Annotated in this window: 12 protein-coding genes and 1 riboswitch; of the genes, 6 read left to right on the forward strand and 6 right to left on the reverse strand. The window is 71.2% G+C overall.

Annotated elements, in window-relative coordinates; translation table 11 throughout:
• Positions 1 to 157: 157 nt before the first annotated feature.
• Both BST11_RS10780 and BST11_RS10785 read left to right on the forward strand, forming a co-directional pair.
• Positions 158 to 679, forward strand: a complete 522-nt coding sequence (locus BST11_RS10780) for a serine/threonine protein kinase (RefSeq protein WP_083137978.1) — start codon at positions 158 to 160, stop codon at positions 677 to 679.
• A 47-nt stretch (positions 680 to 726) separates the two neighbouring features.
• A complete protein-coding gene (locus tag BST11_RS10785) occupies positions 727 to 1,251 on the forward strand; it encodes a serine/threonine protein kinase (protein ID WP_083137979.1) in 525 nt (174 codons plus the stop codon).
• A 4-nt stretch (positions 1,252 to 1,255) separates the two neighbouring features.
• On the opposite strand, the gene BST11_RS10790 is transcribed toward BST11_RS10785, so the two are convergent.
• The 4 genes from BST11_RS10790 to thiO form a co-directional block, all read right to left on the reverse strand.
• On the reverse strand, positions 1,256 to 2,023 hold the full coding sequence (locus BST11_RS10790; RefSeq protein ID WP_083138035.1) for an SGNH/GDSL hydrolase family protein: 768 nt from the start codon (positions 2,021 to 2,023) through the stop codon (positions 1,256 to 1,258).
• A gap of 5 nt (positions 2,024 to 2,028) precedes the next feature.
• Positions 2,029 to 2,787: a thiazole synthase gene (gene thiG / locus BST11_RS10795; RefSeq protein WP_067324744.1), complete on the reverse strand. Its 759-nt coding sequence runs from the start codon at positions 2,785 to 2,787 to the stop codon at positions 2,029 to 2,031.
• On the reverse strand, positions 2,780 to 3,013 hold the full coding sequence (gene thiS / locus BST11_RS10800; RefSeq protein WP_083137980.1) for a sulfur carrier protein ThiS: 234 nt from the start codon (positions 3,011 to 3,013) through the stop codon (positions 2,780 to 2,782). Before thiS ends, thiG begins: the two co-directional genes overlap by 8 nt.
• A complete protein-coding gene (gene thiO / locus BST11_RS10805) occupies positions 3,010 to 4,032 on the reverse strand; it encodes a glycine oxidase ThiO (protein WP_067324748.1) in 1,023 nt (340 codons plus the stop codon). Before thiO ends, thiS begins: the two co-directional genes overlap by 4 nt.
• Positions 4,022 to 4,141, reverse strand: a riboswitch (TPP riboswitch). Its footprint overlaps the gene before it by 11 nt.
• A gap of 31 nt (positions 4,142 to 4,172) precedes the next feature.
• Between thiO and thiE the strand changes: the two genes are divergently transcribed.
• Positions 4,173 to 4,853: a thiamine phosphate synthase gene (gene thiE / locus BST11_RS10810; protein ID WP_083137981.1), complete on the forward strand. Its 681-nt coding sequence runs from the start codon at positions 4,173 to 4,175 to the stop codon at positions 4,851 to 4,853.
• Here thiE and BST11_RS10815 read toward each other — a convergent pair.
• A complete protein-coding gene (locus BST11_RS10815) occupies positions 4,825 to 5,460 on the reverse strand; it encodes an NUDIX hydrolase (RefSeq protein WP_083137982.1) in 636 nt (211 codons plus the stop codon). The genes thiE and BST11_RS10815 overlap by 29 nt on opposite strands.
• A gap of 119 nt (positions 5,461 to 5,579) precedes the next feature.
• On the opposite strand from BST11_RS10815, the gene glnX reads away from it, so the two are divergent.
• The 3 genes from glnX to BST11_RS10830 are packed head-to-tail and all read left to right on the forward strand — an operon-like array spanning position 5,580 to position 10,140.
• The gene (gene glnX, locus BST11_RS10820) at positions 5,580 to 6,899 is read left to right on the forward strand and encodes a protein kinase G-activating protein GlnX (RefSeq protein ID WP_067324754.1); all 1,320 of its coding nucleotides are present in this window, start codon (positions 5,580 to 5,582) and stop codon (positions 6,897 to 6,899) included.
• Positions 6,899 to 7,876, forward strand: coding sequence for a glutamate ABC transporter substrate-binding protein (locus BST11_RS10825; protein ID WP_067324756.1), 978 nt, complete (start codon positions 6,899 to 6,901; stop codon positions 7,874 to 7,876). The genes glnX and BST11_RS10825 overlap by 1 nt, the downstream gene beginning before the upstream one ends.
• Complete coding sequence (locus tag BST11_RS10830) at positions 7,876 to 10,140, forward strand: serine/threonine-protein kinase PknG (RefSeq protein WP_083137983.1); 2,265 nt, start codon at positions 7,876 to 7,878, stop codon at positions 10,138 to 10,140. Before BST11_RS10825 ends, BST11_RS10830 begins: the two co-directional genes overlap by 1 nt.
• Positions 10,141 to 10,232: 92 nt before the next feature.
• Here BST11_RS10830 and BST11_RS10835 read toward each other — a convergent pair whose 3' ends face one another.
• Complete coding sequence (locus BST11_RS10835; RefSeq protein ID WP_083137984.1) at positions 10,233 to 11,114, reverse strand: hypothetical protein; 882 nt, start codon at positions 11,112 to 11,114, stop codon at positions 10,233 to 10,235.
• Between the last annotated feature and the right edge of the window lie 9 nt (positions 11,115 to 11,123).

Here is an 11,123-nt window from a genome sequence, read left to right on the forward strand (position 1 = left end):
CCACTTTGCCGAATCGAGGCCACCAGCGCGGATCGCGGTCACATTATGTCGGCCCAACCGGAAAGCGGCCCAAATAGACAATTTCCAGCGGAATGTGTTGCATGGACAGGACATAGCCCTACGATCCCTTGTAACGGCCCGACGTTAGGAGCCAACAATGCCTCTTCTCAGCAGGGCGCTGCGTTTCGCGGCGTCCACCGCGCTGGCGGGTGGTTTCGCGCTCGCCGGCGCCGCCGCGGCGACCGCGGACCCCACCGGCAACCCGGCGGACGTCAACACGCTGGCCGGATCGTTGTCGAAGGGCTACGACCTGAACAACTGCAACCCCGGAAAGCTCGACGCGGGTGAGCTGGCCGTGCTCACCTGCGGTCAAAGCTCCGACCCCGCCGGGCCCGTCCAGGCCAGGTACATCCTGTTCAGCAACGGCGACAACCTGGCCGCCTCGTTCAAGACGAGCATCAAGGACGACGTCCTGGCCGCCTGCGGGGACAGCGGCCAATCGCCCACCACGTGGCCTAAGGGCACCAACGGCGCCAGCTCCGGATCGGTGGCGTGTGGCACGTATCAGAATGCCGCCGAGGTCATCTGGACCACGGACTCCAAAAATGTGTTGGGCCTCATCCGCGGGCCGAACGCCGACGTCCAGGCGCTGTACCAGTGGTGGCTCGTCAACCGCTGACGTATCCGGCTGGGCCGCACCGCATTCCGCTGCAAAGGAGTTCGAAGATGTTCCCTCTCGCAAGCGCGCTGCGTGCCGCGACGGCGGTGGCCCTCCTGGGCGGCTCCGCCCTGGCCGGCGCCGCCGCGGCGACGGCGGACCCCAACACGGGCAACTCGACGGACATCGACACGCTGACCGCCACGCTGTCGAAGGGCTACAGCCTCGACAATTGCCAGCCGGCCCCGTTGTCGGGTCCCGTGCTGGCCGAGCTCGATTGCGGGCAAAGCCCCGACCCCAATGGCCCGGCCGCCGGCGTCTACCAGCTCTTCGACAACGGCACCGACCTGGCCGCGGCGTTCACCTCGGGCATCCACGGCGTATCCCTGAGCCCGTGCGGGGACAACGGCGAGTCACCGGGGACCTGGCGCCAGGGCAGCTACGGTCAGAACGCCGGACAGGTGGCCTGCGGCACGTACAAGGACGCCGCGGTGATCACCTGGACGACCGACGCCAAGAACGTGCTGAGCCACGTCCGCGCGTCCAACACCGACGTCAACGCGCTCTACCAGTGGTGGCGCACCAACGGCTGACCCGCTAGAGCCGCGCGGCAACCAGGTCCGCCACCGCGCGCATCCCGGCGGCGTTGGGGTGCAGCGGTGCCGGCCCGCCCGGCAGCGGCACGCCGTAGCGCGCGGGGCCGGTCGTCCACGGTTCGGCCGACCAGGCGTGGTGCTCCCGGCTCGCGGCGGCCGCGCCGACGACCTCGCAGCCGGTTGCCACCGCGGCCTCGGCCGTGAGGCGTTCCAGGGTCGCGGCCACATGGCGGCCCAGCTCGGCATCCGCTTCGCGCAGCGGCGCGGCCGCCGCACCCGCGGGCGGCAGGATCGTCAGGTAGTCGACGAAGAAAACCCGGGCCCCCGGGGCGCGCCGGCGCAGCTCGGTGCCGACCGCGCACAAGGAATCGAACACCTCCGCCAGGGCGCGGTCGCGGGTGTCGCGGTCCAGCAGTTCGGAGATGCGTCGCCCCAGCAGCGGCAGCCGCCGCGCGGCGTGCGGCAGGGAGGCGACCATCAACAGCGGCACGTAGCCGACGTCGTTGCCACCGATGGTCACGGTGACCACGCTTTCCGAGCCGTCCAGCGCGGCGATCTGGGGCGCCTTGCCGCGCTGGCTATCCGCCAGCACGTGAGCGGTCGTCGCGCCGGAAAAGGTGACGTCAACCAGCCCCAGGTTCAGCCGCTCGGCGACCAGGTGGGGGTAGTTGCGGGCCGACCGGCCCGACCACAGCGGGGCGCCCACCGCTCGTGGCCGGATTCCGGGGCCGGCTGCCATCGAACTGCCCAGGGCGACATAGCGTTTCATCAATTTTACGGATCCGGGCTGGAAGCCTGCGCCCAGAATCGCTTGGGGATCCGCCCGGCCTGCCGCGCCAGGTGGCCGGCGGTGACGGCGGCGGCCATCGCGGCGGCCATGGCGGGCGGGTCGGCGGCGCGGGTCACCGCGGTGGCCAACAGGACGGCGTCGCAACCCAATTCCATCGCCAGCGCCGCGTCGCTGGCCGTCCCGATGCCGGCGTCGAGCACCACCGGGACGCCGGCCCGTGCGACGATCATCTCGATGTTGTGCGGGTTGGTGATGCCCAGGCCGGTGCCGATCGGGGCGCCCAGCGGCATCACCGCCGCGCAACCGGCGTCTTCGAGCCGGCGGGCCAGCGCGGGGTCATCGTTGGTGTAGGGCAGGACGACGAACCCGTCGTCGACCAATTGCTCTGCCGCGCGGACCAATTCGACGGCGTCGGGCAACAGGGTGCGTTCGTCGGCAATCACCTCGAGCTTGACCCAGTTGGTGTTGAGCGCCTCGCGGGCCAGCTGTGCCGTGAGCACCGCCTCGGCCGCGCCGCGGCACCCCGCGGTGTTGGGCAGCGGCGTGATGCCCAGCCGGTTGAGCAGGTCCAGCAGTCCGGTGCCACCCTCGGCGTCGACGCGGCGGATCGCCACGGTGGTCAGCTCGGTGCCCGAGGCGATCAGCGCCTCCTCCAGCACCGCCAGGTTGGTCGCCCCGCCGGTGCCCATGATGAGCCGCGAGGCGAAGCTGCGGTCCGCGATCGTCAGTTTTGTCTCAACCACCTTGCACCGCCGTCATCACCTCGAGTCGGATCGGCCCGGAAAGCCCGGAAGGTCCGGAAGGTCCGGAAAGCTCGGAAAGCCTTGTCGCCCAGCTCGATCGCGGCAGTACCGCCTGATCCAGGGCGACCGCGATGCCGCGGTCCGGGAAGCCGAGCGACTTCAGCAGGGCGGCGACCGTGGTCCGTTCGTCGACTTCGACCTGCCGCTCGTTGACCGTGACGATCATGCGTGGGCTCCAACCGGGAGGAGTTCGGACACAATTTGTTCGGCCGTCCACGGCGCCAACAGGAAGCCGGACCGGCCATGGCCGGCCGCGAGCAGGGTCCGCCCGTCCAGGCGCCGCACCAGCGGCAGGTTGTCGGGCGTCATCGGCCGCAGCCCCGCGGCGCACTCGGCCAGCTCGTACTCCCCGAGCGCCGGCACCACCGCGCACGCGTCGTCGAGCAGGTCGCGCACGCCCGCCACCACCGGGGCGGTGTCGCGTCCGTGCTCGTATTGGGTGGCGCCGACGACGACGCCGTCGGAGCGCGGCACCAGGTACACCTGCCGTCCGTGCACGCGGGCGCGAATCACCCTGCCCAGCAACGGCATACACCCCTTTCGCCAGCGCAGGCGCAGCACCTCGCCCTTCACCGGGCGCACCGGCAGCCCGGGCCACAGCGAGGGCGCGTCGATGCCGTTGGCGATCACCACCGCGTCGGCCTCGACGCGGGCGAGGTCGTGCACGGGCGCCGCCCACTCGACCCCGAGCCGCTCGCAGGCCAGGGCCAATCCCTCGAGCACGGCGCGGTTGTCCACCGCCAGCTCGGTGGGTGCCCGAAAGCCATGCCGGATGCCTTGGGCCAACAGGGGTTCCACGTCGCGGGCGGCCGACTCCCACACCACCGGATGGCCCTGCTGGGACAGCCAGTCCGCGACCGTGCGCAGATCCGCCACGTCGGCCCGGTCGACGGCCACCACCAGCGACTCGCGGGCGGTGATCACCTCCGGCGGCAGCCCGTCGGTGAAGCCACCCTCGCGCCACAGCCGCAGCGACTCCAGGCCCAGCCGCAGCAACCGCTCCTCACCGGGCCAGCCCTCGCTGTGCGGGGCGAGCATGCCGCCCGCCACCCAGGAGGCGCCCGGCTCGCCGGTGCGATGCACCCGCACCGACCAGCCGGCCTGGGCGGCCCGGCGCGCCACCGACAGCCCGATGACGCCGCCGCCCACCACGGCGACCGAGCCGGCCGCTGACCCGGTTGACATCCTTGCTCCCTTCGCCGGCATGACCCGGATCAGGTTCGACGGTAAGGGCCGCGCGCCCACTCTCAGTCCCCGCTCGTTTCGGTTGCCCGGGACTCCCGTGCTCTTCTACCCGTCCCACGCTAGCGCGCTAGCGTCGCGGTGTGCACGACCGTCCCGCCCGGCTCGCCCGTCTCGGTGCCGCGAGGCTGTATCTGTGCACCGACGCGCGTCGTGAGCGCGGTGATTTGGCCGAGTTCGCCGACGCCGCCCTGGCCGGCGGGGTGGACATCGTCCAGCTGCGCGACAAGGGATCGGCCGGCGAGCGGCGGTTCGGGCCGCTCGAGGCGCGCGACGAGCTGGCCGCCTGCGAGATCCTCGCCGAGGCGGCCCGCCGCCACGGCGCCCTGTTCGCGGTCAACGACCGCGCCGACATCGCCCGCGTTGCCGGCGCCGACGTGCTGCACCTGGGCCAGGGCGACCTGCCGCTGGAGGCGGCGCGCGGCATCCTCGGCCCGGACACGCTGGTCGGCCTGTCCACCCACGACCCCGATCAGCTCGCGGCCGCTGCGGCCGGTGGCGCGGACTATTTCTGCGTCGGCCCTTGCTGGCCGACCCCGACCAAACCCGGACGGGAGGCGGCGGGGCTGCCGCTGGTGCGGGCCGCCGCCGTGGTCGGCCGCGACAAGCCCTGGTTCGCGATCGGCGGCATCGACCGCGAGCGGCTGCCCGACGTGCTCGGGGCCGGCGCGCGGCGGGTCGTGGTGGTGCGGGCGATCACCGCGGCCGAGGATCCCCGGGCCGCGGCGCAGCGACTCAAGTCAGCGCTTGCAGCAGCGAGCTGAGCCGCGGACTCACCGCAACCTGGTCCGCCTCGAGTGGGTTGCCGGGCATGCACCACACGAACTCCCCGGCCTCGACCTCGACCGTGCGCGGCAGGTGATGGCGCCTCGCGTCGCCGTGGGCCAGCGGCAACAGCTCCGGCGCGGTGCGCAGCCCCCGCCAACTGGCCGCGAAGCCGGGATGCAGCGGCAGATTGGCCACCTCGGTCTCGGCGACCCAGCGCATCTCGGCGCTCTCCCGGTTGGGGACGGTGTCCAGCAGCTCGGGCGCGTCGGCGACGACGGTCGTGTACGTCCAGTGCGCGCCGCCGAGCCCGAAGACCTCGGCGGTGACCACCGTCGCCCGCACCGTCAGCAGCTCGCCCAGCAGGCCGGCCTCTTCGTGCGCCTCGCGGACCGCCGTCTGTTCCGGGGTCTCGTGGCTGTCCCGGGCGCCGCCCGGCAGCCCCCAGGTGCCGCCCTGGTGGCTCCACACCGCGCGATGCTGCAGCAAAACCGCGGGCGTGCCGTCGGGCCGGGGCGCGCGCAACAGCAGGCCGGCCGCGCCGAAGCGTCCCCAATAGTGCGCGCCGCTGTCGGATACCACCCATCCGTCGCCGTCGCCCTGCACCGGTTCAGGATATGCAGGCGGCCAACGTCAATTGGGTCACCTCCCCACATCCGCCCGAACATTCTCTTAGAATTCGCTTATCCGGGTTCGTGCAGCGAAGTTACAGGGGCTGATCAGACGTGACGGTTGAGCTGGCGCACCCGTCGACCGAGCCGAAGGGATCTCGGTCGCCGGCCGAGCCCGCACACCCCCGGTGGTGGTTCATCGCGACGACGCCGGGGCGCATCCTGACCATCGGGATCGTGCTGGCCGCCCTCGGCGTCTCCAGCGCCATCGCCACCTCGACGACCATCAACCACCGCCAGCAGGTGCTGTCCACGGTCCTCAACCACACCGAGCCGCTGTCGTTCGCCGCGGGGCGGCTCTACACCACGCTGTCGGTGGCCGACGCGGCGGCGGCCACCGCGTTCATCGCCCAGGCCGAGCCGCAGCCGGTCCGCCAGCGCTACGAGCAGGCCATCACCGACGCCGCGGTCGCGGTCACCAGGGCGTCGAGCGGCCTGACCGACGAGCCGCTGGTGCAGTTGCTGGGCCGGATCAACGCCGAGTTGGCCGTCTATACCGGGCTGATCGAGACCGCGCGCACCAACAACCGGGCAGGCAACCCGGTCGGGTCGGCGTACCTGTCGGAGGCCTCGGGGCTGATGCAGTCGCGCATCCTGCCCGACGCGCAGCAGCTCTACCAGGCGACGTCGGCGCGCGTGGACAGCGAAACCACCGCGTCCACCCGCTTCCCGGCCCCGGTGATCCTCGTCGTCATCGCCACCGGGGTGTTCGGGTTCTTCTCCCACCGCTGGCTGGCCCGGCGCACCCGGCGCCGAATCAACCCCGGTCTGATCGTCGCCGGCCTCGCTATCCTCGTCATGGTGGTATGGGTCGGAACCGCGCTCGCCATCTCCACGGCCGCCAGTCAGAGCGCCAAGAACACCGCCGCGGAGTCGCTGCGGACCGTCACCAACGTCGCCATCACCGCCCAGCAGGCGCGGGCCGACGAGACGCTGTCGCTGATCCGCCGCGGCGACGAAGAGGTGCGCAAGCAATCCTTCTATCAGCGCATCGATGCCATGCACGCCCAGCTCGACCAGTACCTGTCGCGCAGCGACGCCGTCGACAAACCCGACCTGCAGGGCGCCGACCAGCTGCTGCTGCGGTGGCGCCAGGCCAACGACCGGATCAACTCCTACATCTCGGTGGGCAACTACCGCGAGGCCACCCGGGTGGCGCTGGGCAGCGGCGAGGACGACTCCACCCCGGCGTTCGACAAGCTCGACGACTTGCTGGGCAAGGCGATGGAGCAGAGCCGCACCCACCTGCGCAACGACGTGCTCAACGCGCGCGGCGGGCTGTCCGGCGCGCAGGTCGGCGGCGTGGTGCTCAGCCTCGGGGCGGCCATCGCCGTGGCGCTGGGGTTGTGGCCACGGCTCAAGGAGTATCGATAATGGCGCGGCCGGCACGGGTCTGCGGCGCGCTCGTCGCTGCCTTGATGGGCGCGACGCTGGCGGGCTGCGGCCACACCGAATCGCTGACCGTCGCGACCGTTCCGACGCTGCCGCCGCCCACGCCGGTCGGCATGCAGGAGTTGCCGCCCCAGCCGCCGCTGCCGCCCGACACCGCCAATCAGGACTGCGACCCGACCGCGAGCCTGCGCCCCTTCCCCACCAAGGCCGAGGCCGACGCCGCCGTCGCCGACATCCGCGCCCGCGGCAGGCTGATCGTGGGCCTCGACATCGGCAGCAACCTGTTCAGCTTCCGCGACCCGATCACCGGCGAGATCACCGGCTTCGACGTCGACATCGCCGGCGAGATCGCGCGCGACATCTTCGGCGCCCCGTCGCATGTCGAGTACCGCGTGCTGTCGACCGACGAGCGCATCACCGCGCTGCAGCGCTCGGAGGTCGACGTCGTCGTCAAGACGATGACCATCACCTGCGAGCGGCGCAAGCTGGTCAACTTCTCCACCGTCTACCTCGACGCCAACCAGCGCATCCTCGCCCTGCGCGACGCACCGATAACCAAGCCCGCGGACCTGTCCGGCAAGCGGGTGTGCGTGGCGCGGGGGACCACGTCGCAGCGCCGGATCCAGCAGATCGACCCCCCACCGGTCATCGTGTCGGTGGTGAACTGGGCCGACTGCCTGGTGGCCATCCAGCAGCGCAGCATCGACGCCGTCAGCACCGACGACTCGATCCTGGCCGGCCTGGTGGAGGAGGACCCCAACCTGCACATCGTCGGGCCGAACATGGCGACCCAGCCCTACGGCATCGGCATCAACCTGAACAACACCGGGCTGGTGCGGTTCGTCAACGGCACCCTGGAACGCATCCGCCGGGACGGGACGTGGAACACGTTGTACCGCAAGTGGTTGACGGTACTGGGGCCCGCACCCGGCCCGCCCACGCCGAGGTATGTGGACTGATGGCCGAACCCCTGGACGCCAAAGATCCCGAAGACCCGGGCAGCCAGCCGCCGGACGCGCAGACGGGCGCCGAGTCGCGGCCCCAGGCCACCCAGGCGCTGTTCCGCCCCGACTTCGACGACGACGACGACTTCCCGCTGATCGGCGGCATCGACGATGCGCCGGAACGGATGACCCCGGCCACCCGGGTGCTGCCCCCGACCAGGCAGCTCGGCGGTGGCCTGGTCGAGATCCCCCGCGTGCGCGACATCGATCCGCTCGAGGCGCTGATGACCAACCCGGTGGTGCCCGAGTCCAAGCGGTTCTGCTGGAACTGCGGAAAGCCGGTCGGGCGGTCCGGCTCGGAGAACCGGGGCGCGTCCGAGGGCTGGTGCCCGTCCTGCGGCAGCCCCTATTCCTTTCTGCCTCAACTGAATCCAGGTGACATAGTCGCCGGCCAATACGAGGTCAAGGGCTGCATCGCCCACGGCGGGTTGGGCTGGGTGTACCTGGCGCTCGACCACAACGTCAACGACCGGCCGGTGGTGCTCAAGGGCCTGGTGCACTCCGGTGACGCCGAGGCGCAGGCGATCGCGATGGCCGAACGCCAGTTCCTCGCCGAGGTGGTGCACCCGCAGATCGTGCAGATCTTCAACTTCGTCGAGCACACCGACCGGCACGGGGACCCGGTCGGCTACATAGTGATGGAGTACATCGGCGGTCAGTCGCTGCGGCGAAGGCTCAAAGACGGGAGAACCGACAAGCTTCCGGTCGCCGAGGCCGTCGCCTACCTGCTGGAGATTTTGCCCGCGCTCAGTTACCTGCATTCCATCGGCCTGGTCTACAACGACCTGAAGCCGGAGAACATCATGCTCACCGAGGAGCAGCTCAAGCTGATCGACCTGGGTGCGGTGTCGCGGATCAACTCGTTCGGATACCTTTATGGCACACCGGGGTTCCAGGCGCCGGAGATCGTGCGGACCGGCCCGACGGTGGCCACCGACATCTACACGGTGGGGCGCACCCTGGCCGCGTTGACACTGAACCTGCGCACCCGCAACGGCCGCTACGTCGACGGGCTGCCCGACGACGATCCCGTGCTCAAGACCTACGACTCGTTCGGCCGGCTGCTGCGCCGTGCCACCGATCCCGACCCGCGGCGCCGGTTCTCCACCGCCGAGGAGATGTCCGCCCAGTTGATGGGGGTGCTGCGCGAGGTGGTCGCCCACGACACCGGGATCCCGCGGCCCGGCCTGTCGACCATCTTTTCGCCGAGTCGCTCGACGTTCGGGGTGGACCTGCTCGTCGCGCACACCGACGTGTACCTGGACGGCCAGGTCCACTCGGAGAAGCTGACCGCCCGCGAGATCGTGACCGCGCTGCCGGTGCCGCTGGTCGACCCGACCGACGTCGCGGCGCCGGTGCTGCAGGCGACCGTGCTCTCGCAGCCGGTGCAGACGCTGGACTCGTTGCGTGCGGCCCGCCACGGGTCGCTGGACGCCGACGGCATCGAGGTGGCCGAGTCGGTCGAGCTGCCGCTGATGGAGGTCCGCGCCCTGCTGGACCTGGGCGACGTGGCCAAGGCCACCCGCAAGCTCGACGACCTGGCCGAGCGCGTCGGCTGGCGATGGCGGCTGGTGTGGTACCGCGCCGTCGCCGAGCTGCTCACCGGCGACTACGATTCCGCCACGAAGCATTTCACCGAGGTGCTGGACCTCTTCCCCGGCGAGCTCGCGCCCAAGCTGGCGCTGGCGGCCACCGCGGAGCTGGCCGGCAATACCGACGAGCACAAGTTCTACCAGACGGTGTGGAAGACCAACGACGGCGTGATCTCGGCGGCGTTCGGCCTGGCCAGATCCCTTTCCGCCGAGGGCAATAGAGAGGAGGCCGTCAGCACGCTGGACGAAGTCCCGCCCACCTCAAGGCATTTCACCACCGCCCGGCTGACCAGCGCCGTCACGCTGATGTCGGGCCGCTCGGCCGGCGAGATCACCGAGACGCAGATCCGCGACGCGGCCCGCCGGGTGGAGGCGTTGCCGCCCACCGAGCCCCGCGTGCTACAGATCCGCGCGCTGGTGCTCGGCGGCGCGATGGACTGGCTGGAGGACAACCGGGACAAGAAAGCCAGCACCAACCACATCCTGGGTTTCCCGTTCACCGAGCACGGCCTGCGGCTGGGCGTGGAGGCGTCGCTGCGCAGCCTGGCCCGCGTCGCGCCCACGCAGCGCCACCGGTACACGTTGGTGGACCTGGCGAACGCCGTGCGGCCCACGAGTACGTTCTGACCGTTTGCTCGGTTGTGAATCGTTGGCTTTGGGTGTGAAGCCTGCGCGATATTCCGCCCCGAATCCCGCCCTGCCCGCCCACGCGAATGCGGTCAGCCCGCGTCGATTGCCGTCAGGCCGCCGGTCCAACCGCGTTCGACCATCGCCCCGCGCACTCGGTGCACGATGTCGGCCCGGTGGTCCTCGGCGACGACCCGGACGATGAGCCAGCCCATCCGCTCGAGGGTCTCCAGCCGCCGGATGTCGTAGACGTAGCGCCGGCGGTCGGTTTGGTGCTGGTCACGTTCATATTCGACGCCAACGAGATACTCCTCCCAGCCCACGTCGATGTGTGCGACCGGGGTACCGCCGGCGCCCAGCACCGGTATCTGGGTGTGCGGGCGCGGGAATCCGGCCTCGACGAGCAGCAGCCGCAGGTAGCTTTCCCTGGGCGACCGCGCGCCGGCGTCGACGAGTTCGAGCGCGGCCTCCAGGCGCCGCAGCCCGGGCGAACCGGGGTGGCGCCGCGCAACGCGCAGCACGTCGTCGACCTTGAAACCCGTCGCGGCCGCCAGCGCATCCAGCCGCGCGACCGCCGAGTGGATGGCTCCGCCCCGGCCGATGTCGAAGGCGGTGCGTTCCGGGGTGGTGACCGGGCGACCGTCGATGGTCTGCGTCTCGCCGTCACGCAGCGCGTAGCGCCGGGTCAGCACCCCGCGTGGCGGCCGGGTGTTGTTGTATACCAGCTCGATTGGGACGCCGTCGGGAATCCACTTGGCGCCGTGCAGCGCCGCGGCGGCCGCGCCCGTGAAGATCCCCCGCCCCCGCGACCACAGGCCCGCGGCGGCGATGCGCTGCTCGAGGGACGGGCGGATCCGCCGGGACAGGTAGACGCCGGGCAGGACGGCACAGTATTGCGTCCGCAGCCGGTGGCGGCTGAGCGCGCCCCGTCCCAGCGCCGCACTGCCGATGAATGGTCCCGTCGAGTCACGCATGCCGCGAAG

Source organism: Mycobacterium alsense (assembly GCF_002086635.1).
Taxonomy (GTDB): domain Bacteria; phylum Actinomycetota; class Actinomycetes; order Mycobacteriales; family Mycobacteriaceae; genus Mycobacterium; species Mycobacterium alsense.

Coding starts and splice junctions, on each gene's coding strand:
- BST11_RS10780 (WP_083137978.1), top strand. CDS start 158: ATGCCTCTTCTCAGCAGGGCGCTGCGTTTCGCGGCGTCCACCGCGCTG.
- BST11_RS10785 (WP_083137979.1), top strand. CDS start 727: ATGTTCCCTCTCGCAAGCGCGCTGCGTGCCGCGACGGCGGTGGCCCTC.
- BST11_RS10790 (WP_083138035.1), bottom strand. CDS start 2,023: ATGAAACGCTATGTCGCCCTGGGCAGTTCGATGGCAGCCGGCCCCGGA.
- thiS (WP_083137980.1), bottom strand. CDS start 3,013: ATGATCGTCACGGTCAACGAGCGGCAGGTCGAAGTCGACGAACGGACC.
- thiO (WP_067324748.1), bottom strand. CDS start 4,032: ATGTCAACCGGGTCAGCGGCCGGCTCGGTCGCCGTGGTGGGCGGCGGC.
- BST11_RS10825 (WP_067324756.1), top strand. CDS start 6,899: ATGGCGCGGCCGGCACGGGTCTGCGGCGCGCTCGTCGCTGCCTTGATG.
- BST11_RS10830 (WP_083137983.1), top strand. CDS start 7,876: ATGGCCGAACCCCTGGACGCCAAAGATCCCGAAGACCCGGGCAGCCAG.
- BST11_RS10835 (WP_083137984.1), bottom strand. CDS start 11,114: ATGCGTGACTCGACGGGACCATTCATCGGCAGTGCGGCGCTGGGACGG.